The 21,938-nt window shown below is 56.6% G+C and carries 21 protein-coding genes (1 of these 21 only partly in view); 17 read left to right on the plus strand and 4 right to left on the minus strand.

All coding sequences use genetic code 11. From position 1 onward, the window contains the following. The 4 genes in view from gyrB to dnaA are tightly spaced (at most 39 nt apart) and all read right to left on the minus strand, a layout consistent with a single transcriptional unit that may run on beyond the window. Positions 1-2,041 carry the 5' portion of a DNA topoisomerase (ATP-hydrolyzing) subunit B gene (gene gyrB, locus ACX3YF_RS07330; RefSeq protein WP_130210953.1) on the minus strand. It extends 377 nt beyond the left edge of the window, so 2,041 of the gene's 2,418 nt are visible here — the first part of the coding sequence; its start codon is at positions 2,039-2,041; its stop codon lies off the left edge, out of view. 5 nt (positions 2,042-2,046) lie between these two features. Further along, positions 2,047-3,150 (minus strand): DNA replication/repair protein RecF, encoded by a 1,104-nt coding sequence (gene recF / locus ACX3YF_RS07335; RefSeq protein WP_130210952.1) that lies wholly within the window; start codon positions 3,148-3,150, stop codon positions 2,047-2,049. Between the two features lie 20 nt (positions 3,151-3,170). Then, positions 3,171-4,274: a DNA polymerase III subunit beta gene (gene dnaN, locus ACX3YF_RS07340; RefSeq protein ID WP_130210951.1), complete on the minus strand. Its 1,104-nt coding sequence runs from the start codon at positions 4,272-4,274 to the stop codon at positions 3,171-3,173. Positions 4,275-4,313: 39 nt separating this feature from the next. Then, the gene (gene dnaA / locus ACX3YF_RS07345) at positions 4,314-5,831 is read right to left on the minus strand and encodes a chromosomal replication initiator protein DnaA (RefSeq protein WP_130210950.1); all 1,518 of its coding nucleotides are present in this window, start codon (positions 5,829-5,831) and stop codon (positions 4,314-4,316) included. Between the two features lie 567 nt (positions 5,832-6,398). Between dnaA and rpmH the strand changes: the two genes are divergently transcribed. From rpmH to atpD, 17 genes are all read left to right on the plus strand, one after another. Next, positions 6,399-6,533: a 50S ribosomal protein L34 gene (gene rpmH, locus ACX3YF_RS07350; protein ID WP_003213577.1), complete on the plus strand. Its 135-nt coding sequence runs from the start codon at positions 6,399-6,401 to the stop codon at positions 6,531-6,533. A gap of 16 nt (positions 6,534-6,549) precedes the next feature. After that, entirely contained in the window at positions 6,550-6,951 is a 402-nt protein-coding gene (rnpA, locus tag ACX3YF_RS07355) for a ribonuclease P protein component (RefSeq protein WP_204149576.1), read from the plus strand. Then, positions 6,944-7,189: a membrane protein insertion efficiency factor YidD gene (gene yidD / locus ACX3YF_RS07360; protein ID WP_003213574.1), complete on the plus strand. Its 246-nt coding sequence runs from the start codon at positions 6,944-6,946 to the stop codon at positions 7,187-7,189. Before rnpA ends, yidD begins: the two co-directional genes overlap by 8 nt. A 2-nt stretch (positions 7,190-7,191) precedes the next feature. Beyond that, complete coding sequence (gene yidC / locus ACX3YF_RS07365) at positions 7,192-8,871, plus strand: membrane protein insertase YidC (RefSeq protein WP_130210948.1); 1,680 nt, start codon at positions 7,192-7,194, stop codon at positions 8,869-8,871. Positions 8,872-8,950: 79 nt separating this feature from the next. Beyond that, positions 8,951-10,321, plus strand: a complete 1,371-nt coding sequence (gene mnmE, locus ACX3YF_RS07370; RefSeq protein ID WP_196586483.1) for a tRNA uridine-5-carboxymethylaminomethyl(34) synthesis GTPase MnmE — start codon at positions 8,951-8,953, stop codon at positions 10,319-10,321. Positions 10,322-10,872: 551 nt separating this feature from the next. Continuing rightward, positions 10,873-12,765: a tRNA uridine-5-carboxymethylaminomethyl(34) synthesis enzyme MnmG gene (gene mnmG, locus ACX3YF_RS07375; RefSeq protein ID WP_458944011.1), complete on the plus strand. Its 1,893-nt coding sequence runs from the start codon at positions 10,873-10,875 to the stop codon at positions 12,763-12,765. Beyond that, a complete protein-coding gene (rsmG, locus tag ACX3YF_RS07380) occupies positions 12,762-13,406 on the plus strand; it encodes a 16S rRNA (guanine(527)-N(7))-methyltransferase RsmG (protein WP_090466262.1) in 645 nt (214 codons plus the stop codon). The genes mnmG and rsmG overlap by 4 nt, the downstream gene beginning before the upstream one ends. An 18-nt stretch (positions 13,407-13,424) precedes the next feature. Continuing rightward, positions 13,425-14,222 carry a ParA family protein gene (locus ACX3YF_RS07385; RefSeq protein ID WP_130210945.1) on the plus strand — a complete coding sequence of 266 codons (798 nt, stop codon included), beginning with the start codon at positions 13,425-13,427 and terminating at the stop codon, positions 14,220-14,222. A 9-nt stretch (positions 14,223-14,231) separates the two neighbouring features. Beyond that, positions 14,232-15,104: a ParB/RepB/Spo0J family partition protein gene (locus ACX3YF_RS07390; RefSeq protein WP_047535612.1), complete on the plus strand. Its 873-nt coding sequence runs from the start codon at positions 14,232-14,234 to the stop codon at positions 15,102-15,104. A 148-nt stretch (positions 15,105-15,252) separates the two neighbouring features. Next, positions 15,253-15,660, plus strand: coding sequence for a F0F1 ATP synthase subunit I (locus ACX3YF_RS07395; RefSeq protein ID WP_047535609.1), 408 nt, complete (start codon positions 15,253-15,255; stop codon positions 15,658-15,660). 16 nt (positions 15,661-15,676) lie between these two features. Then, a complete protein-coding gene (atpB, locus tag ACX3YF_RS07400; RefSeq protein WP_007969902.1) occupies positions 15,677-16,546 on the plus strand; it encodes a F0F1 ATP synthase subunit A in 870 nt (289 codons plus the stop codon). A gap of 133 nt (positions 16,547-16,679) precedes the next feature. Continuing rightward, on the plus strand, positions 16,680-16,937 hold the full coding sequence (gene atpE, locus ACX3YF_RS07405) for a F0F1 ATP synthase subunit C (RefSeq protein ID WP_003097235.1): 258 nt from the start codon (positions 16,680-16,682) through the stop codon (positions 16,935-16,937). A gap of 58 nt (positions 16,938-16,995) precedes the next feature. Beyond that, on the plus strand, positions 16,996-17,466 hold the full coding sequence (locus ACX3YF_RS07410) for a F0F1 ATP synthase subunit B (protein WP_090326939.1): 471 nt from the start codon (positions 16,996-16,998) through the stop codon (positions 17,464-17,466). Positions 17,467-17,478: 12 nt separating this feature from the next. Continuing rightward, on the plus strand, positions 17,479-18,015 hold the full coding sequence (locus tag ACX3YF_RS07415) for a F0F1 ATP synthase subunit delta (protein WP_090326933.1): 537 nt from the start codon (positions 17,479-17,481) through the stop codon (positions 18,013-18,015). Positions 18,016-18,036: 21 nt separating this feature from the next. Next, the gene (gene atpA, locus ACX3YF_RS07420; protein ID WP_008018366.1) at positions 18,037-19,581 is read left to right on the plus strand and encodes a F0F1 ATP synthase subunit alpha; all 1,545 of its coding nucleotides are present in this window, start codon (positions 18,037-18,039) and stop codon (positions 19,579-19,581) included. 50 nt (positions 19,582-19,631) lie between these two features. Beyond that, entirely contained in the window at positions 19,632-20,492 is an 861-nt protein-coding gene (gene atpG, locus ACX3YF_RS07425; RefSeq protein WP_196586480.1) for a F0F1 ATP synthase subunit gamma, read from the plus strand. A gap of 27 nt (positions 20,493-20,519) precedes the next feature. Beyond that, on the plus strand, positions 20,520-21,896 hold the full coding sequence (atpD, locus tag ACX3YF_RS07430) for a F0F1 ATP synthase subunit beta (protein ID WP_130210944.1): 1,377 nt from the start codon (positions 20,520-20,522) through the stop codon (positions 21,894-21,896). Positions 21,897-21,938: the final 42 nt, after the last annotated feature.

A 21,938-nucleotide genomic window follows, 5' to 3' on the forward strand; every position in this document is an offset into this window, starting at 1 on the left:
CGCGGTTGAAGGTGACGTAGTTCGACAAGCCGTGGGAGATCAGCTCGACCTCTGGCAGCCAGACGTTACGTTCACGGTCTTCACGCAGGCTGGCCTTGTAGACCAGGCCGGACTTCTCGACGGTGCGCAAACGCACCTCGTACTGGGCCAGCCAATCCTGCATCGCTGCGTGATCGGACAGCTGTTCCAGGCTGACGGCCGGCAGGTAGATGAAGTGCTCGGTCAGTTCCTGCGGGTACAGGCGCGAAAGACGCTTGAGGGTCTTCATCACCAGACGGAAGTCATTCACCAGACGCTCGAGGGCTTCGCCGGAGATACCCGGGGCTTCCTCGTTCAAGTGCAGGCTCGCATCCTCCAGGGCCGACTGCGTCATGTACTCTTCCATGGCGTCGTCGTCTTTGATGTATTGCTCTTGCTTGCCTTTCTTGACCTTGTACAGCGGCGGCTGAGCGATATAGATGTAGCCACGCTCGATCAGCTCCGGCAACTGGCGGAAGAAGAAGGTCAGCAGCAAGGTACGGATGTGCGAACCGTCGACGTCAGCATCGGTCATGATGATGATGTTGTGATAGCGCAGCTTTTCGATGTTGTACTCGTCGCGACCGATGCCGCAACCCAGCGCAGTGATCAAGGTGCCCACTTCCTGGGAAGAGATCATCTTGTCGAAGCGTGCCTTCTCGACGTTCAGGATCTTGCCCTTCAGGGGCAGAATCGCCTGAGTCTTGCGGTTACGACCCTGCTTGGCGGAGCCGCCAGCAGAGTCACCTTCCACGAGGTACAGTTCAGACAGGGCAGGGTCTTTTTCCTGGCAGTCAGCCAGTTTGCCCGGCAAGCCGGCGATATCCAGCGCGCCTTTACGACGGGTCATCTCACGAGCCTTGCGCGCCGCTTCACGGGCACGGGCGGCGTCGATCATCTTGCCGACCACGAGCTTGGCTTCGTTCGGGTTCTCCAGCAGGAAGTCGGAGAAGTACTTGCCCATTTCCTGTTCGACCGCTGTCTTCACTTCGGAAGACACCAGCTTGTCTTTGGTCTGGGAACTGAACTTCGGATCCGGCACCTTCACCGAAATGATCGCGGTCAGGCCTTCACGGGCATCGTCGCCAGTGGTGGCAACCTTATGCTTCTTCGCCAGGCCTTCGGCTTCGATATAGGTGTTCAGGTTACGCGTCAGTGCGGAACGGAAACCCACCAGGTGAGTACCGCCATCGCGCTGTGGAATGTTGTTGGTGAAGCACAACAGGTTCTCGTTGAAGCTGTCGTTCCACTGCAAGGCGATTTCGACGCCGATGCCGTCTTCACGCTGGATGTTGAAGTGGAACACCTGGTTGACCGGAGTCTTGTTGGTGTTCAGGTATTCAACGAACGCACGCAGACCACCTTCGTACTTGAACAGCTCTTCCTTGCCGCTACGCTCGTCCTTGAGGACGATGCCGACACCGGAGTTGAGGAAGGACAGTTCACGAATCCGCTTGGCCAGAATGTCCCAGCTGAAGTGGATGTTCTTGAAGGTTTCGCTGGAAGCCTTGAAGTGGATCTGGGTACCGGTGGTTTCACTGTCACCGACAATCTTCATCGGTTCCTGCGGAACACCATGCACGTAAGTCTGTTCCCAGATCTTGCCACTGCGGCGTACCGTCAGGACCAGCTGTTCGGACAATGCGTTCACAACCGACACACCCACACCGTGCAGACCGCCGGATACCTTGTAGGAGTTGTCGTCGAACTTACCGCCGGCGTGCAGCACGGTCATGATGACCTCGGCTGCCGAAACGCCTTCTTCTTTATGCACGTCTACCGGGATGCCACGGCCGTTGTCGCGAACGGTGATGGATTCATCCGGGTGGATGATGATACTGATGTCGTCGCAGTGGCCGGCCAGCGCTTCGTCGATCGAGTTATCGACCACCTCGAACACCATGTGGTGCAGACCGCTGCCATCGTCGGTGTCACCAATGTACATACCGGGACGTTTGCGTACGGCATCCAGGCCTTTCAGCACTTTAATGCTCGTTGAGTCGTACGTATTTTCTTCGCTCAATGCCTTCACTCCCGATGGTCGTGGGTCTGGGTGATACGGCCCTGTTCCACGTGGAACAGAGCGACTGGCGTTTCCGTCTGCCAGCTTTCCCTCAATAATTCGTGATCTACACAGGTGATAAACACCTGGCAGCGTAAGTCTTCCAGCAAGCGGCAAAGCGCGCGGCGGTGTTGCTCGTCCAGCTCGGACGGCAAGTCATCCACCAGATAAATACACTGACCGCGACGGGCCTGGCTGACCAGGTGCCCCTGGGCAATCCGCAATGCACAGACCACCAGCTTCTGCTGGCCGCGGGACAATATGTCCGCGGCATTATGAGCGCCCAATCTGAGGCGCAAATCAGCGCGTTGTGGTCCGGCCTGGGTATGCCCTATTTGCTGATCCCGCTGAAGGGACCCGGCGAGCACAGCGCTCAACTCACGGTCTTTGTCCCAACCCCGGTAATAGCTGAGCGTTAAGCCCTCGAGCTCAACCAGTTCGCTCAAGGTCTGTTCAAAGACTGGTTTCAAGGCTTTGATGTAAGCGCGGCGGTATTCATCAATTTCAGCACTGGCCTGGCACAGTTCCCTGTCCCAAACCGCTTGCGAAACGGCGTCAAGTGTACCATGCCGCAGCCAAGAGTTTCTCTGGCGCAGGGCCTTCTGCAAGCGTTGCCAGGTGGACATGAAACGGGGCTCCACGTGGAACACGCCCCAGTCGAGAAACTGTCGACGAATCTTCGGCGCGCCTTCCAGCAAGCGAAAACTGTCGGGGTTGATCAACTGCAGCGGCAGGATTTCAGCCAACTGAGCAGCACTACGAGCGTTCTGCCCGTCGATGCGAATCTGAAACTCCCCTTGGCGGTCTCGAGAGATGCCCAACGCACTATGCCCACCCTCGGCCAGCTCGACCTGCCCGAACACCGTGCACGCCAATTGCTCATACTGAATGACCGGCAAGAGGCGGGTGCTGCGAAACGAACGGGCAAGCCCCAGCAGGTGTATGGCTTCCAGAACACTGGTTTTGCCGCTGCCGTTGGCGCCGTAAAGAATGTTGATTCGGGGAGAGGGAGAGAAGGTCACCGGGTGCAGATTGCGCACCGCGGTGACCGAGACGCGACTTAAAGACATCTAGCTTCTGCTGAGCATGATTACAGACGCATCGGCATGACAACGTAGGCCGAATCGTCATTGTCGGACTCTTGCACCAGCGCACTGCTGTTGGAGTCGGACAAGATCAGACGAACCTGTTCGGTGGTCATCACGCCCAGTACGTCGAGCAAGTAGCTGACGTTGAAGCCGATCTCCAGGGAGCCACCGTTGTATTCAACGCCGACTTCTTCTTCCGCCTCTTCCAGCTCCGGGTTGTTCGCCTGGATCTTTAGCTGACCGTTGGCCAGTTGCAGGCGGATACCGCGGTACTTCTCGTTGGACAGAATCGCGGTGCGGCTGAACGCTTCGCGGAGCGCCTGGCGGTCACCGAGTACCAGCTTGTCGCCGCCTTTGGGTAGAACGCGTTCGTAATCCGGAAATTTACCGTCGACCAGTTTCGAGGTGAAAGTGAACTCGCCGGTGGTGGCGCGAATGTGGTGCTGACCCAGGACAATGCTGACGATGCCATCCGGTTCGGTCAGCAGTCGGGCAAGTTCAAGGATACCTTTGCGCGGAACGATGACCTGATGGCGATCCGGTTGACCGATGTCGGCCTGCATCGAGCACATGGCCAGACGGTGACCGTCGGTAGCAACAGCGCGGATGACACCGGCAGAAACCTCCAGCAGCATACCGTTCAGATAATAACGAACGTCCTGCTGGGCCATGGCGAAACTGGTGCGCTCGATGAGGCGACGCAGTTTGCTTTGTTCCAGGCTGCAGGTCAGCGAACCCGGGCCTTCTTCGACCGTCGGGAAATCGTTGGCCGGCAGGGTCGACAGCGTAAAGCGGCTACGACCGGCCTTTATCACCAGCTTCTGCTCGTCGACCTTGATGTCGATCAGCGCATCGTTCGGCAGGCTTTTGCAGATATCCATCAGTTTGCGGGCAGGCACGGTGATGGAACCTGGTTCGGCAGGCTCTTCGAGTTGAACACGACCGACCAGCTCGACTTCCAGGTCGGTACCGGTCAGCGACAGTTGCTGGCCTTCGACAACCAGCAGCACGTTGGAGAGCACCGGCAAGGTCTGGCGGCGCTCGACGACGCCTGCGACCAGTTGCAGGGGTTTCAACAGGGCTTCGCGTTGAATGGTGAAATGCATGGTCTAGTCCCTTGCCTTAATAAGCTGCGCTGGTGTTCATCAAGTGGTCAGTGTACGCAGCAGGTTCTTGTAGTCCTCGCGGATGTCCGCGTCGGATTCCTTAAGTTCGTTGATCTTGCGGCAGGCGTGCAAAACCGTCGTGTGATCGCGACCGCCAAACACATCGCCAATTTCCGGCAGGCTGTGGTTGGTCAGTTCCTTGGACAACGCCATGGCGACCTGGCGTGGACGGGCGACCGAACGCGAACGGCGTTTGGACAGCAAGTCGGAGATCTTGATCTTGTAGTACTCGGCGACCGTGCGCTGAATGTTATCCACAGAGACCAGTTTATCTTGCAGCGCCAACAAGTCTTTGAGGGATTCGCGAATCAACTCGATGGTGATGTCGCGGCCCATGAAGTGTGAGTGGGCAATCACGCGTTTGAGCGCGCCTTCCAGTTCCCGGACGTTGGAGCGAATGCGCTGGGCAATGAAGAACGCCGCATCGTGGGGCAGTTCGACTTTGGCCTGGTCGGCCTTCTTCATCAGGATCGCCACACGGGTTTCCAGCTCCGGCGGCTCGACGGCTACCGTCAGGCCCCAGCCGAAGCGGGATTTGAGGCGCTCTTCAAGGCCTTCGATTTCCTTAGGGTAGCGGTCACTGGTGAGAATGACCTGCTGACCACCTTCAAGCAGAGCGTTGAAGGTGTGGAAAAACTCTTCCTGGGAACGCTCCTTGCGGGCGAAGAACTGAATATCGTCAATCAGCAATGCATCCACCGAACGGTAGAAACGCTTGAACTCGTTGATCGCGTTCAGTTGCAGGGCCTTGACCATGTCAGCCACAAAGCGCTCGGAATGCAGGTACACAACCTTGGCGTTCGGGTTCTTCTTTAATAGATGGTTACCCACAGCGTGCATCAAGTGGGTTTTACCCAAACCGACACCGCCATAAAGGAAGAGCGGGTTGTAACCATGCTTGGGGTTGTCCGCCACTTGCCAGGCCGCGGCCCGGGCCAGTTGGTTGGATTTGCCCTCAACGAAGTTTTCGAAGGTAAAGGTACGGTTCAGGTAGCTGGTGTGCTTGAGCGCGCCTTCGACCTGCACGGTGCGTTGTTCGGAACGAACCGGTGCCTGTTGGGAGCTGGCGCCCGCCATCGGATCGAAGCTGTCGCGCGATGGCTCTTCTTCAGTAACTTCGGCGACTTTTTGCGTCGCACGCTTGGTCGGTGCCGACGCGGGCGGTGGTGTGCTGACCGGTGCAGCCGCAGCCTGAGCCTGGGATGCCGCAGCCGCCAGCGGAGCATTCGGCGCAGCACGCGGTGCCGAGCTGCGTTTGCTGCCTATTAATAAGGAAAGCGCTGGCGCCATGCCATTGCCATGCTCGTCCAGCAACTCCAGGACGCGGCCCAGGTATTTTTCATTGACCCAGTCCAGCACGAAACGATTGGGCGCATAGACACGCAACTCGTCGCCTTCGGCTTCGACCTGTAGTGGACGGATCCAAGTGTTGAATTGTTGGGCAGGCAGCTCATCGCGCAAAAGCTCCACGCACTGCTGCCAAAGTTCCACTGACACGGATATCCCCTAAGTTGAAAGCCGGTGAGGCAAAAACAAGCGGCCATTGTAGCGACCAGACGCTGACTTATCCACATGAAGCTTGATCACCGGCCAAGAAGAATCAACGCTTTATACGCAAAAAAGACGACCAATGGTCTGTGCATAAGCTCTGTGGATAACCGGGTCTGAGCTCATTGCACAACTGGGGGGGAAACTCGGTGGATAACCTGCTTGTGGATAAGTAGCCCTTTCGCACACAGGTTATCCGACAGTGCAGCACAGGCTGAACACGGTTTTCCACTGTAGTTGTCATTCTCTGTACATCAAGTGTTAAAAGGGCTGAAGGCAGTTATCCACAGATGACCGTGGCCCTAGCTTTTATAAGCTTTACAGTAAAGCTTTAAATACTTTCCTTCTTTAATTTTATGTTTGGCTAAGGGCAGTCGCACCGCAAAACGTCCAGAGATCTATTTATAAGGAAACGTTGGTTGGAAATTGACCTAGAGGCTTGCTTTCTCTAGAATCCCCGGTCTCTTAAAACGGGGGCCATTCCGGCCCGTTGTGGACGAACCAGGTAACACGACAATGAAACGTACTTTCCAACCAAGCACTATCAAACGCGCTCGTACCCACGGTTTCCGTGCTCGCATGGCTACCAAGAACGGTCGTGCCGTCCTGTCGCGTCGTCGCGCCAAAGGTCGTGCGCGTCTGGCAGTTTGATAATCCGGCACTGGAGGTGAGTCAGGACTTCAGTCGGGAAAAGCGTCTGCTTACTCCCCGGCATTTCAAGGCAGTCTTTGACTCCCCTACCGGCAAGGTTCCGGGGAAAAATCTCCTGCTCCTTGCGCGCAACAACGATCTTGATCACCCCCGTCTCGGGCTGGTTATCGGGAAAAAGAGCGTAAAGCTCTCCGTCGAGCGCAATCGCCTCAAACGTCTGATGCGCGAATCGTTTCGCCTGCACCAGGATTCACTGGTCGGCTGGGACATTGTTATCGTCGCGCGCAAAGGTTTGGGTGACGTAGAAAACCCCGAATTGATTCAGCATTTCGGCAAGCTCTGGAAACGACTGGCACGCAGCACGCCGGTACCAGCAGCCAAAACCGAAACTGTAGGGGTAGACAGTCCAGATGCGTAAACTGGCACTCGTTCCGATCCAGTTTTATCGCTATGCCATTAGTCCCCTGATGGCCAATCACTGTCGTTTCTACCCCAGTTGTTCCTGCTACGCGTTAGAAGCCATTGAAAATCATGGCCTTCTGCGCGGTGGCTGGCTGACCTTTCGTCGTTTAGGTCGCTGTCATCCGTGGAATCCCGGTGGTTATGACCCGGTTCCACCTATCCCTACCTCCCGTTCTTCTTCGATGGCCGAGTAATCATGGATATCAAACGCACGATCCTGATCGTCGCCCTGGCAATCGTGTCCTACGTTATGGTTCTTAAATGGAACCAGGACTATGGCCAGGCTGCCCTGCCGACTCAGAATGTTGCTTCCAGTACTTCCGCACCGGGCCTCCCGGATACGGCAACTGGCAATAAAGCGTCCGTCAGTGACGACATTCCGCACGCCGCAAACGATACCAGCGCACCTGCCGAAACTCCGGTAGCGGCGAGCACCGACCTCATCCAGATCAAAACGGATGTGCTCGATCTGGCCATCGATCCACAAGGTGGTGATGTCGCCCAACTGAAATTGCCGCTGTATCCACGTCGCCAGGACCATCCGGAAATTCCATTCCAGTTGTTCGATAACGGCAACGAGCGGACTTATCTGGCTCAGAGTGGCTTGATCGGCAGCAACGGCCCGGACGCAAGTCCTGCCGGTCGTCCGGTTTACTCCTCGGAGAAGAAGATCTATCAACTGGCTGACGGTCAGGACCAATTGGTCGTGGACCTGAAGTTCAGCAAGGACGGCGTCAACTACATCAAGCGTTTCACTCTGAAACGCGGCTTGTATGACGTAACCGTTTCCTACCTGATCGACAACGAGAGCACTCAGCCTTGGTCCGGGGCAATGTTCGCGCAATTGAAGCGTGATGCCAGCTCCGATCCGTCGTCCAGCACCGCCACCGGCACTGCGACTTACCTGGGCGCCGCCCTGTGGACAAGTTCCGAGCCGTACAAGAAAGTGTCCATGAAAGACATGGACAAAGGGCAACTCAAAGAAAATGTGACCGGCGGTTGGGTAGCCTGGCTGCAACATTACTTCGTGACTGCCTGGATTCCGGCCAAGGGCGAAAACAATGTCGTCCAGACCCGTAAAGACAGCAAAGGCAACTACATCATTGGTTTCACCGGTCCGTCCTTGACCGTTGCGCCAGGTGCCAAGGCTGAAACCAGCGCTGTTCTGTACGCCGGTCCGAAAAGCCAGGCCGTGCTGAAACAGTTGTCCCCAGGTCTGGAACTGACCGTTGACTACGGCATCCTGTGGTTCATCGCTCAACCGATCTTCTGGTTGCTGCAACATATCCACGCCATTGTGGGTAACTGGGGCTGGTCGATCATCTTCCTGACCATGCTGATCAAAGGGCTTTTCTTCCCGTTGTCAGCCGCCAGCTACAAATCCATGGCTCGTATGCGTGCAGTGGCTCCGAAACTGGCCGCGCTGAAAGAACAACATGGCGACGACCGGCAGAAAATGTCGCAAGCCATGATGGAGCTGTACAAAAAAGAGAAGATCAATCCGCTGGGTGGTTGCTTGCCAATCCTCGTGCAGATGCCGGTTTTCCTTTCCCTGTACTGGGTTCTGCTGGAAAGCGTTGAAATGCGCCAAGCGCCGTTCATGCTGTGGATTACTGACCTGTCGATCAAGGACCCGTTCTTCATTCTGCCGATCATCATGGGTGCAACCATGTTCATCCAGCAGCAGTTGAACCCGACTCCTCCGGATCCGATGCAGGCCAAAGTAATGAAGCTGATGCCAATCATCTTCACCTTCTTCTTCCTGTGGTTCCCGGCTGGTCTGGTGCTGTACTGGGTAGTGAACAACTGCCTGTCCATCGCCCAACAGTGGTACATCACTCGTAAGATCGAAGCAGCTACCAAAGCGGCTGCCTGACTTACACTGTGGATAACCACTCAAGACGCCCCCTAGTGGGGCGTTTTGCTATCTGTCACTTTTGTCTGGATACCGGTTTATGAGCGCTCCTCGTGAAACCATCGCCGCCGTCGCCACCGCTCAGGGTCGCGGAGGCGTTGGCATCGTCCGCATTTCCGGGCCGTTGGCCAACGCTGCGGCCAAGGCCTTCAGTGGTCGTGAGCTCAAGCCAAGATTTGCTCATTACGGACCGTTCCTCGGCGCCAATGACGAGGTGCTGGATCAAGGCATCGCGCTGTATTTCCCGGGCCCTAACTCGTTTACTGGTGAAGATGTCCTGGAACTGCAGGGTCACGGCGGCCCTATTGTTCTGGATATGCTGCTCAAGCGCTGCCTGGAGATGGGCTGTCGCCTCGCGCGACCGGGTGAATTCAGTGAGCGCGCTTTCCTGAACGACAAACTCGACCTGGCCCAGGCCGAAGCCATTGCTGACTTGATCGAAGCCAGTTCGGCTCAGGCGGCCCGAAATGCTCTGCGTTCCCTGCAGGGTGCGTTTTCGGCACGTGTGCATAACCTCACCGAACAACTGATCGGCTTGCGGATTTATGTCGAAGCCGCGATCGACTTCCCTGAAGAGGAAATCGACTTCCTGGCCGATGGCCACGTGCTAAGCATGCTCGACAAAGTTCGTGACGAGTTATCCACCGTGATGCGCGAAGCCGGGCAGGGCGCATTGTTGCGTGACGGCATGACGGTTGTGATTGCCGGTCGACCGAATGCCGGTAAATCCAGCCTGCTCAATGCCCTGGCGGGTCGTGAAGCGGCAATCGTCACCGAAATTGCCGGCACCACTCGTGACGTCCTGCGTGAACATATCCACATCGATGGCATGCCCCTGCATGTCGTCGACACCGCGGGACTGCGTGACACCGATGATCATGTGGAAAAGATTGGTGTAGAGCGGGCATTGAAAGCCATTGGCGAGGCTGATCGCGTACTGCTGGTCGTCGATGCAACCGCCCCGGAAGCGATTGATCCCTTTGCATTGTGGCCGGAATTCCTCGAGACCCGCCCCGATCCGGCCAAGGTCACGCTGATCCGCAACAAGGCTGATCTCACGGGTGAAGCGATCGCCCTGGATGTCAGTGACGATGGCCATGTCACCATCAGTTTAAGCGCCAAGTCCGCTGGCGCAGGCCTGGAGCTGCTGCGTGATCACCTCAAGGCCTGCATGGGTTACGAACAGACTTCGGAAAGCAGCTTCAGTGCACGCCGGCGACATCTAGAGGCTTTACGACATGCCAGTGCTTCCCTCGAGCACGGTCGCGCTCAACTGACATTGGCGGGTGCTGGGGAATTGCTCGCCGAAGATTTGCGCCTGGCTCAGCAATTTTTGGGCGAAATCACTGGCGCCTTCAGCTCCGATGACTTGTTGGGCCGGATCTTCTCCAGCTTCTGCATCGGTAAATAGCCACCTCGTTGTCCACAGACAGGCCATTCGTGCCTGTCTGTTCTCTCCCTTTTTCACACCATCCTGCTATGCCGAGCGGAATTCTTTCTGCTCAGGCGGATTTTCTGTGCCCTGGATTCCTTCAATCCGCCGTTTTCTGTGGATTAAGCCCTGTGAATAACCGCCGCTAAGGGCAGTTGATAACAGCGCCTCAAAACTGGAGATAACCGCCTCTGTGGATAACCACCACTTTAATCCACAGGCTTACACCGGTTATCCAAGGGCCTCCTTGGCACATGGCCACAGGGTTTTGAATCTCTGTACACATTGGAAATAAAGGCCTGTATCAATCTATCCACAGAAATGTTGGTCAGTAGAAATAAACATAAAAACAAAGATTTAATAAATTTCTCTCTTTTTAATTTCTATAACTCCGACTTCTCCACAGCTGGTTAAATTTTGTGCAAAGGGTTCTTTAGGAAGGGCGAAGTCCCTATACTTGTCGACCAGGTCCGAAAACCTGAGCTCAAACTATTCCTGAATTACCTACTTAAGCAGGCACGAGGTGCGTGGTGGATTTCCCTTCCCGTTTTGAAGTGATCGTCATCGGCGGCGGTCATGCCGGTACCGAGGCAGCACTGGCCTCAGCACGTATGGGGGTCAAAACCCTGTTGCTGACGCATAACGTGGAAACCCTCGGTGCCATGAGCTGCAACCCCGCCATTGGCGGTATTGGCAAAAGCCATCTGGTCAAGGAAATCGACGCCCTGGGCGGTGCGATGGCCATGGCTACCGACAAAGGCGGTATCCAGTTTCGCGTATTGAACAGTCGCAAAGGCCCGGCCGTACGAGCGACTCGTGCTCAGGCAGACCGGATTCTGTATAAGGCCGCTGTCCGCGAAATCCTGGAAAACCAGCCGAACCTGTGGATATTTCAACAGGCTGCGGACGATCTGATCGTCGAGCAGGAGCAAGTGCGCGGTGTGGTTACCCAAATGGGCCTGCGTTTCCTGGCGGACTCGGTGGTTTTGACCACAGGCACGTTCCTCGGTGGACTTATCCACATCGGCATGCAGAATTTCTCCGGTGGTCGCGCTGGTGATCCGCCATCGATTGCGCTGGCTCATCGCCTGCGTGAACTGCCACTGCGCGTTGGTCGCCTGAAAACCGGTACACCACCGCGCATCGATGCCCGGTCTGTGGATTTCTCGGTGATGACCGAGCAAGCCGGCGATACGCCGATCCCGGTGATGTCATTCATGGGGACCAAAGAACAGCATCCGCGGCAGATCAGTTGCTGGATTACCCACACCAACGCCCGCACCCACGAAATCATTGCCGCGAACCTCGATCGTTCGCCGATGTATTCCGGTGTGATCGAAGGTATCGGCCCGCGTTATTGCCCGTCGATCGAAGACAAGATCCATCGCTTTGCCGACAAGGAAAGCCATCAGGTCTTCATCGAACCGGAGGGGTTGACCACAAACGAGCTGTACCCGAACGGGATATCCACATCCTTGCCGTTCGACGTCCAGCTGCAGATCGTGCAGTCGATTCGTGGCATGGAAAACGCACACATCGTGCGTCCTGGCTACGCCATCGAGTACGACTATTTCGACCCGCGCGACCTGAAATACAGCCTGGAGACCAAGGTGATCGGCGGTCTGTTTTTCGCCGGTCAGATCAATGGCACCACCGGTTACGAAGAGGCCGGCGCCCAGGGCTTGCTGGCCGGAACCAACGCTGCACTGCGTGCGCAAGGAAAAGATGCCTGGTGCCCGCGTCGCGATGAGGCCTACATCGGTGTGCTGGTCGATGACCTGATTACCCTCGGTACTCAAGAACCGTATCGGATGTTCACTTCTCGTGCCGAATACCGTTTGATCCTGCGCGAAGACAACGCCGATCTGCGCTTGACCGAAAAAGGTCGCGAACTGGGTCTGGTGGATGACGTGCGCTGGGCGGCCTTCTGTAAAAAACGCGAAAGCATCGAACTGGAAGAGCAGCGCCTGAAAAGCACCTGGGTACGTCCGGGTACCGAGCAAGGTGATGCGATTGCGGAAAAATTCGGCACTCCGCTGACCCACGAATACAACTTGCTGAACCTCTTGAGCCGTCCGGAAATCGACTACGCTGGTCTGATCGCCGTGACCGGTGGGGGTGCAGAAGATCCACAGGTCGCCGAACAGGTCGAAATCAAGACCAAGTACGCCGGTTACATTGACCGCCAACAGGATGAAATCGCTCGTCTGCGGGCCAGTGAAGACACCAAATTGCCTGTGGATATCGATTACACGAACATTTCCGGTCTCTCCAAAGAGATCCAGAGCAAGCTCGGCACGACCCGCCCTGAAACCTTGGGTCAGGCCTCGCGTATTCCGGGCGTTACGCCGGCAGCCATTTCGCTGTTGATGATTCATTTGAAAAAACGCGGCGCGGGCCGTCAGTTGGAGCAAAGCGCTTGAGTTCGTTGGTCACCTCGCAACATGCAGAAGAGTTATCCACAGGTGCTCGCCAGCTCGGTGTCGCTCTGACTGAAACCCAGCACGCGCAGCTGCTGGGATATCTGGCCCTGTTGATCAAATGGAACAAGGCTTACAACCTGACCGCCGTGCGCGATCCGGACGAAATGGTGTCCCGTCACTTGCTCGATAGTCTGAGCGTGATGTCGTTCATCGAAAACGGTCGCTGGCTCGACGTGGGCAGCGGCGGCGGCATGCCGGGCATTCCATTGGCGATCCTGTTTCCAGAGTCCCAAGTGACTTGCCTGGACAGCAACGGCAAGAAAACCCGCTTCCTGACCCAGGTCAAACTCGAACTCAAACTGGATAACCTGCAAGTTATCCACAGTCGCGTCGAAGCCTTCCAGCCTGCTCAGCCATTCAACGGGATCATTTCCCGGGCGTTCAGCAGCATGGAGAACTTCACCAACTGGACTCGCCACCTCGGCGACACCGAAACACGTTGGCTGGCAATGAAGGGCGTTCATCCCGCCGATGAGCTGGTAGCATTGCCGGCAGACTTCCACCTCGATAGCGAACACGCCCTGGCCGTACCCGGTTGCCAAGGCCAACGCCATCTGCTGATACTGCGCCGCACGGCATGATTGGGAACACAAGCAAGAATGGCTAAGGTATTCGCGATAGCGAACCAAAAGGGTGGTGTGGGCAAGACCACCACCTGCATCAACCTCGCTGCATCCCTGGTCGCGACCAAGCGCCGGGTATTGCTGATCGATCTCGATCCACAGGGCAACGCCACCATGGGAAGCGGTGTGGATAAACACGGTCTGGAAAACTCGGTCTACGACCTGTTGATCGGCGAATGCGACCTGGCCCAGGCCATGCATTTCTCCGAACACGGTGGTTACCAGTTGTTGCCGGCCAACCGCGACCTGACCGCCGCCGAAGTGGTTCTGCTGGAAATGCAGATGAAGGAAAGCCGCCTGCGCAGTGCGTTGGCGCCGATCCGCGAAAACTACGATTACATCTTGATCGACTGCCCGCCGTCGCTGTCGATGCTGACGCTGAACGCACTTGTCGCGGCCGATGGGGTCATTATCCCCATGCAGTGCGAGTACTTCGCGCTGGAAGGGTTGAGCGACCTTGTGGATAACATCAAGCGTATCGCCGAGTTGCTGAACCCCGATCTCAAGGTCGAAGGACTGCTGCGCACGATGTATGACCCGCGCCTGAGCCTGATGAACGATGTGTCGGCGCAGCTCAAGGAACACTTCGGTGATCAGCTTTACGACACCGTCATTCCACGCAATATCCGTCTGGCCGAAGCCCCAAGCTACGGCATGCCGGCGCTGGCGTATGACAAATCATCGCGTGGCGCCGTTGCCTACCTGGCTTTGGCGGGCGAAATGGTTCGTCGTCAACGCAAAAACTCACGCATCGCCGCTGCCCAGCCAACTTAAGGAATCCCCATGGCCGTCAAGAAACGAGGTCTCGGACGTGGACTGGATGCACTGCTGAGTGGTCCGACTGTCAGTGCGCTGGAAGAACAAGCGATACAAGCCGATCAACGCGAGCTGCAACATCTGCCGCTGGATCTGCTCCAGCGTGGCAAGTATCAGCCTCGCCGCGACATGGATGCTCAGGCGCTCGAAGAGCTGGCGCAGTCGATCAAGGCCCAGGGCGTCATGCAACCGATCGTGGTGCGCCCGATCGGGGGTGGCCGTTTCGAAATCATCGCCGGTGAACGCCGTTGGCGCGCCAGCCAGCAGGCCGGTCAGGAAACGATCCCGGCAATGGTCCGTGATGTACCGGACGAAACCGCGATCGCCATTGCGCTAATCGAGAACATCCAGCGCGAAGACCTCAATCCGATCGAGGAAGCGGTAGCCCTGCAGCGTTTGCAGCAGGAATTCCAGCTGACCCAGCAACAAGTGGCCGAAGCGGTGGGCAAGTCCCGAGTGACGGTGGCCAATTTGTTGCGCCTGATTTCTTTGCCGGAAGTCATCAAGACGATGTTGTCTCACGGTGATCTGGAAATGGGTCATGCACGCGCTTTGCTCGGTTTGCCGGACAATCAACAGGTTGAAGGGGCGCGACATGTTGTCGCACGCGGGCTGACAGTGCGCCAAACTGAGGCACTGGTTCGCCAGTGGTTGAGTGGTAAACCGGAGCCTGTTGAACCGGTAAAACCGGACCCGGATATCGCTCGTCTGGAGCAGCGCCTGGCCGAGCGCCTAGGCTCTGCGGTGCAGATTCGCCACGGTAAGAAGGGGAAAGGGCAGTTGGTAATTGGCTACAACTCCCTGGATGAGCTACAAGGTGTACTCGCTCATATTCGCTGAAACATTTCCTCATGTAGCGCGCAGTCGGAAATCACTACCTGATAGTTGAATAGGGGCTGAACCGCCCCTATACTCTGCGCGCATTTTGTCGGCACAAATTATGCCAAGTTGTTGCATTCTGGCAGCCGACCATTGGAGAGCAATAGTGATGGAAACCCGCACGCCAAACCGCTTGCCGTTCCATCGTCTGGCAGTTTTTCCGGTGTTAATGGCTCAATTTGTCATTTTGCTCATTGCCGCTTTGGCGCTCTGGCAATGGTATGGAGTCGTTGCCGGGTACTCGGGACTTTGCGGAGGCCTGATAGCCTTGCTGCCCAATGTTTATTTCGCTCACAGGGCATTTCGGTTTTCCGGCGCCCGAGCAGCTCAAGCCATCGTCCGGTCTTTTTATGCCGGTGAGGCGGGCAAACTGATTTTGACGGCAGTGCTCTTTGCATTGACGTTTGCAGGTGTGAAGCCATTGGCGCCGCTAGCTGTATTCGGCGTCTTCGTGTTGACCCAACTGGTCAGCTGGTTCGCGCCCCTGCTGATGAGAACAAGACTTTCGAGACCTTAGGGCGTTTGAGGCAACCATGGCAGAAACAACCGCTTCGGGCTATATCCAGCACCACTTGCAGAACCTGACTTTCGGTCAGCACCCTACCGGCGGCTGGGGCTTTGCCCACACCGCAGCAGAAGCCAAGGAAATGGGCTTCTGGGCTTTCCACGTCGATACGCTCGGCTGGTCGGTCGCACTGGGTCTGATTTTCGTTCTTCTTTTCCGCATGGCGGCCAAGAAGGCGACTTCCGGTCAGCCAGGGGCTTTGCAAAACTTCGTTGAAGTATTGGTCGAATTCGTCGATGGCAGCGTGAAAGACAGCTTCCATGGCCGTAGCCCGGTGATTGCGCCGCTGGCACTGACCATCTTCGTCTGGGTGTTTCTGATGAACGCCGTCGACCTGGTACCGGTCGACTGGATTCCTCAGTTGGCCATCCTGATCTCCGGCGACCACCACATCCCGTTCCGCGCCGTGTCGACCACCGACCCGAACGCAACTCTGGGTATGGCGTTCTCGGTTTTCGCACTGATCATTTTCTATAGCATCAAGGTCAAGGGCCTCGGCGGCTTCATCGGCGAGCTGACCCTGCACCCGTTCGGCAGCAAGAACATCTTCGTTCAAGCCCTGCTGATCCCGGTGAACTTCCTGCTGGAGTTCGTGACCCTGATCGCAAAACCGATCTCCCTGGCTCTGCGTCTGTTCGGCAACATGTACGCCGGCGAGCTGGTGTTCATTCTGATCGCCGTGATGTTCGGCAGCGGTCTGCTCTGGCTCAGTGGCCTGGGCGTAGTTCTGCAGTGGGCGTGGGCTGTGTTCCACATCCTGATCATCACCCTGCAGGCGTTCATCTTCATGATGTTGACCATCGTTTACCTGTCGATGGCGCACGAAGAAAACCATTAAGACCAGTCTCGACTAGTCTGATGTCCCTCCCGGTCAAACGGGAGGGTGCTCCTAACGGGGCATCTGAAACGATTTGTTTTACCGCTTTAATCTAAAAAACCTAAACCATACGACGTAAAAGTCGGGAGGAAAGATGGAAACTGTAGTTGGTCTAACCGCTATCGCTGTTGCACTGTTGATCGGCCTGGGCGCACTGGGTACCGCAATTGGTTTCGGCCTGCTGGGCGGCAAGTTCCTGGAAGGCGCAGCGCGTCAGCCAGAAATGGTTCCAATGCTGCAAGTTAAAATGTTCATCGTTGCCGGTCTGCTCGACGCCGTAACCATGATCGGTGTTGGTATCGCTCTGTTCTTCACCTTTGCGAACCCGTTCGTTGGTCAGATCGCTGGCTAATTACTCGGATCTTCCGAGTAATTTGGTGTGATGGACAACGTAACTGCGAGGTGTTGGCGTGAACATTAATGCGACCCTGATTGGCCAGTCCGTTGCGTTCCTGATTTTTGTACTGTTCTGCATGAAGTTCGTATGGCCTCCGGTCATCACGGCTCTGCACGAACGTCAAAAGAAGATCGCGGATGGACTGGACGCTGCCAGCCGAGCAGCTCGCGACCTGGAGTTGGCCCAAGAGAAAGCGGGTCAACAACTGCGCGAAGCGAAAGCTCAGGCAGCTGAAATCATCGAGCAAGCCAAGAAGCGCGGTTCTCAGATCGTCGACGAAGCCCGTGAACAGGCTCGCGTCGAAGCTGACCGTGTGAAGGCTCAGGCTCAGGCCGAGATCGAACAGGAACTGAATAGCGTCAAAGACGCGCTGCGCGCCCAAGTGGGTAGCCTGGCCGTTGGCGGTGCCGCGAAGATCCTGGGTGCCACAATCGATCAAAACGCGCACGCAGAGCTGGTTAACCAACTGGCTGCTGAAATCTAAGCGAGGGCGATCATGGCAGAACTGACCACGTTGGCCCGACCTTACGCTAAGGCGGCCTTCGAGCACGCTCAGGCCCACCAGCAACTGGCCAATTGGTCAGCCATGCTCGGCCTGGCAGCAGCGGTGTCGCAAGACGACACCATGCTGCGCGTGCTCAAGGCCCCGCGACTGACGAGCGCAGAAAAGGCCGCCACGTTCATTGACGTGTGCGGCGACAAGTTCGATGCCAAGGCACAGAATTTCATCCACGTCGTTGCCGAAAACGACCGTCTCCCGCTGTTGCCGGAGATTGCCGCCCTGTTCGACCTGTACAAGGCCGAGCAGGAGAAGTCGGTAGATGTGGAAGTGACCAGTGCATTTGCATTGAACCAAGAACAGCAAGACAAACTCGCCAAGGTTCTCAGTGCACGACTCAACCGGGAAGTGCGCCTGCAAGTCGAGGAAGACAGTTCCCTTATTGGGGGTGTTGTCATCCGCGCCGGCGACCTGGTTATCGATGGCTCGATTCGCGGCAAAATCGCGAAACTTGCCGAAGCATTGAAATCTTGAGTTTGAAGGGGCAGCAGAGCAATGCAGCAACTCAATCCTTCCGAAATAAGTGAAATTATCAAGGGCCGCATCGACAAACTCGATGTGACCTCCCAAGCCCGTAACGAAGGCACTGTCGTCAGCGTATCTGACGGTATCGTGCGGATTCACGGTCTGGCCGACGTTATGTCCGGCGAGATGATCGAGTTTCCGGGCGGCGTCTACGGTATGGCCCTCAACCTGGAGCAAGACTCTGTAGGTGCCGTTATTTTGGGCGCATACCAGTCTCTGGCTGAAGGCATGAGCGCCAAGTGCACAGGCCGCATCCTGGAAGTTCCGGTTGGTAAGGAACTGCTGGGTCGCGTAGTCGATGCACTGGGTAACCCGGTTGACGGTAAAGGTCCGCTGAACAACACCCAGACCGATGCGGTCGAGAAAGTTGCTCCAGGCGTGATCTGGCGTAAGTCGGTAGACCAGCCTGTACAGACTGGCTACAAGGCTGTCGATGCCATGATCCCTGTCGGCCGTGGCCAGCGTGAGCTGATCATCGGTGACCGTCAGATCGGTAAAACCGCTCTGGCGATCGACGCGATCATCAACCAGAAAGACAGCGGCATTTTCTGCGTCTACGTAGCCATCGGTCAGAAGCAATCGACCATCGCCAACGTGGTTCGCAAGCTGGAAGAAAACGGCGCACTGAAAAACACGATCATCGTGGCTGCAAGTGCTTCGGAATCTCCTGCGTTGCAATACCTGGCACCGTACGCCGGTTGCACCATGGGTGAATTCTTCCGCGACCGCGGTGAAGACGCGCTGATCGTTTATGACGATCTGTCCAAGCAGGCAGTGGCTTATCGCCAGATTTCCCTGCTGCTGCGCCGTCCACCAGGCCGTGAAGCTTACCCAGGTGACGTGTTCTATCTCCACTCCCGTCTGCTGGAGCGCGCATCCCGCGTTTCGGAAGAGTATGTAGAGAAGTTCACCAACGGCGCAGTGACCGGCAAAACCGGTTCCCTGACCGCACTGCCGATCATCGAAACCCAGGCTGGCGACGTTTCCGCGTTTGTTCCGACCAACGTGATTTCCATCACCGACGGTCAGATCTTCCTGGAATCGGCCATGTTCAACTCGGGCATCCGCCCTGCAGTGAACGCCGGTGTTTCGGTATCCCGTGTGGGTGGTGCCGCTCAGACCAAGATCATCAAGAAGCTGTCCGGTGGTATCCGTACCGCTCTGGCTCAGTACCGTGAACTGGCGGCATTCGCCCAGTTCGCTTCTGACCTGGACGAAGCGACCCGTAAGCAACTTGAGCATGGTCAGCGCGTTACCGAGCTGATGAAGCAGAAGCAATACGCGCCAATGTCGATCGCCGACATGTCGCTGTCGCTGTATGCCGCTGAGCGTGGGTTCCTGACTGACGTCGAAATCACCAAAGTCGGCAGCTTCGAGCAAGCGCTGATTGCTTACTTCAACCGCGATCACGCCGACCTCATGGCGAAGATCAACGTGAAGGGTGACTTCAATGACGAAATCGATGGCGGCCTGAAAGCCGGTATCGAGAAGTTCAAGGCCACCCAAACCTGGTAAGCCGCAGCGGGAGCCGCAAGGCTCCCGCTTGCTAACCTGATAGGTGTTACATGGCAGGCGCAAAAGAGATTCGCAGTAAGATTGCGAGCATCAAAAGCACGCAAAAAATTACCAGCGCCATGGAAAAAGTGGCGGTCAGCAAAATGCGCAGGGCACAAATGCGCATGGCTGCTACCCGTCCTTATGCGGAGCGCATCCGCCAGGTTATTGGTCATCTGGCCAACGCTAACCCGGAGTATCGCCACCCGTTCATGATCGACCGTGAAGTAAAGCGCGTCGGTTATGTCGTCGTGAGCAGTGACCGTGGTCTGTGTGGTGGCTTGAACACCAACCTGTTCAAGGCTTTGGTCAAGGACATGGCGGTAAACCGCGAAAACGGTGTCGAGATCGATCTGTGTGTGATTGGTAGCAAGGGTGCGGCTTTCTTCCGCAACTTCGGCGGTAACGTCGTTGCAGCTATCAGCCACTTGGGTGAAGAGCCGTCGATCAATGATCTGATCGGCAGCGTCAAGGTGATGCTGGATGCTTATCTGGACGGCCGTATTGACCGTTTGTCCGTGGTATCCAACAAGTTCATCAACACCATGACACAACACCCTACCGTGGAGCAGTTGGTTCCGCTGGTGGCAACCCCGGATCAAGGACTCAAGCACCACTGGGACTATCTCTACGAACCTGATGCCAAAGAGCTGCTTGACGGCTTGATGGTGCGTTACGTGGAGGCGCAGGTGTACCAGGCGGTGGTCGAGAACAACGCAGCTGAACAAGCTGCGCGGATGATCGCGATGAAGAACGCTACCGACAACGCCGGTGATTTGATCAGCGAATTGCAGCTGGTCTACAACAAGGCGCGTCAGGCTGCGATCACCCAAGAGATCTCGGAAATCGTCGGCGGCGCTGCCGCGGTTTAACGGTTCAAATTTTCAGAGGATCCAGCTATGAGTAGCGGACGTATCGTTCAAATCATCGGCGCCGTTATCGACGTGGAATTTCCACGCGACAGCGTACCGAGCATCTACAACGCGCTGAAGGTACAAGGCGCGGAAACTACCCTGGAAGTCCAGCAGCAGCTGGGTGACGGCGTAGTTCGTACCATTGCGATGGGAACCACCGAAGGCTTGAAGCGCGGTCTAAACGTTGTCGATTCCGGCGCTGCCATCTCCGTACCGGTCGGTAAAGCGACCCTGGGCCGGATCATGGACGTTCTGGGCAACCCGATCGACGAAGCTGGCCCGATCGACACCGAAGAGCGCTGGGGTATTCACCGCGCTGCTCCATCCTTCGCAGAACAAGCAGGCGGCAACGACCTGCTGGAAACCGGTATCAAGGTTATCGACCTGGTTTGCCCGTTCGCCAAGGGCGGTAAAGTCGGTCTGTTCGGTGGTGCCGGTGTAGGCAAAACCGTAAACATGATGGAACTGATCCGTAACATCGCCATCGAGCACAGCGGTTATTCCGTGTTCGCCGGTGTGGGTGAGCGTACTCGTGAGGGTAACGACTTCTACCACGAGATGAAGGACTCCAACGTTCTGGACAAAGTGGCACTGGTTTACGGTCAGATGAACGAGCCGCCGGGAAACCGTCTGCGCGTAGCACTGACCGGCCTGACCATGGCCGAGAAGTTCCGTGACGAAGGTAACGACGTTCTGCTGTTCGTCGACAACATCTATCGTTACACCCTGGCCGGTACTGAAGTATCCGCACTGCTGGGCCGTATGCCTTCCGCAGTAGGTTACCAGCCGACCCTGGCTGAAGAGATGGGCGTGCTGCAAGAGCGCATCACTTCGACCAAGCAAGGTTCGATTACTTCGATCCAGGCCGTATACGTACCAGCGGACGACTTGACTGACCCGTCGCCAGCGACCACCTTCGCCCACCTGGACGCCACCGTCGTTCTGTCCCGTGACATCGCTTCCCTGGGTATCTACCCAGCGGTAGATCCACTGGACTCGACTTCGCGTCAGCTGGATCCGAACGTGATCGGCAACGACCACTACGATACCGCTCGTGGTGTTCAGTACGTTCTGCAGCGCTACAAAGAACTGAAGGACATCATTGCGATCCTGGGTATGGACGAGCTGTCGGAAGCCGACAAGCAGTTGGTAAACCGTGCTCGTAAGATCCAGCGTTTCTTGTCGCAGCCGTTCTTCGTGGCTGAAGTCTTCACCGGTGCTTCGGGTAAATACGTTTCCCTGAAAGACACCATTGCTGGCTTCAAAGGCATCCTCAACGGTGACTACGACCATCTGCCAGAACAAGCGTTCTACATGGTTGGCGGCATCGAAGAAGCGATCGAGAAAGCCAAGAAACTGTAATCCCGGCGCCCGGTAACGGGCGCTAATTTAGGTTGAGGCAAT

Source organism: Pseudomonas fluorescens group sp. PF-69, assembly GCF_054481235.1.

Excerpts from the sequence above, each read along its gene's own strand:
- ACX3YF_RS07415 (WP_090326933.1), top strand. The coding sequence starts at position 17,479 with ATGGCAGAACTGACCACGTTGGCCCGACCTTACGCTAAGGCGGCCTTC.
- recF (WP_130210952.1), bottom strand. The coding sequence starts at position 3,150 with ATGTCTTTAAGTCGCGTCTCGGTCACCGCGGTGCGCAATCTGCACCCG.
- atpD (WP_130210944.1), top strand. The coding sequence starts at position 20,520 with ATGAGTAGCGGACGTATCGTTCAAATCATCGGCGCCGTTATCGACGTG.
- rpmH (WP_003213577.1), top strand. The coding sequence starts at position 6,399 with ATGAAACGTACTTTCCAACCAAGCACTATCAAACGCGCTCGTACCCAC.
- atpA (WP_008018366.1), top strand. The coding sequence starts at position 18,037 with ATGCAGCAACTCAATCCTTCCGAAATAAGTGAAATTATCAAGGGCCGC.
- atpB (WP_007969902.1), top strand. The coding sequence starts at position 15,677 with ATGGCAGAAACAACCGCTTCGGGCTATATCCAGCACCACTTGCAGAAC.
- atpG (WP_196586480.1), top strand. The coding sequence starts at position 19,632 with ATGGCAGGCGCAAAAGAGATTCGCAGTAAGATTGCGAGCATCAAAAGC.
- atpE (WP_003097235.1), top strand. The coding sequence starts at position 16,680 with ATGGAAACTGTAGTTGGTCTAACCGCTATCGCTGTTGCACTGTTGATC.
- yidD (WP_003213574.1), top strand. The coding sequence starts at position 6,944 with ATGCGTAAACTGGCACTCGTTCCGATCCAGTTTTATCGCTATGCCATT.
- yidC (WP_130210948.1), top strand. The coding sequence starts at position 7,192 with ATGGATATCAAACGCACGATCCTGATCGTCGCCCTGGCAATCGTGTCC.
- dnaN (WP_130210951.1), bottom strand. The coding sequence starts at position 4,274 with ATGCATTTCACCATTCAACGCGAAGCCCTGTTGAAACCCCTGCAACTG.
- ACX3YF_RS07385 (WP_130210945.1), top strand. The coding sequence starts at position 13,425 with ATGGCTAAGGTATTCGCGATAGCGAACCAAAAGGGTGGTGTGGGCAAG.
- ACX3YF_RS07395 (WP_047535609.1), top strand. The coding sequence starts at position 15,253 with ATGGAAACCCGCACGCCAAACCGCTTGCCGTTCCATCGTCTGGCAGTT.
- ACX3YF_RS07390 (WP_047535612.1), top strand. The coding sequence starts at position 14,232 with ATGGCCGTCAAGAAACGAGGTCTCGGACGTGGACTGGATGCACTGCTG.
- mnmE (WP_196586483.1), top strand. The coding sequence starts at position 8,951 with ATGAGCGCTCCTCGTGAAACCATCGCCGCCGTCGCCACCGCTCAGGGT.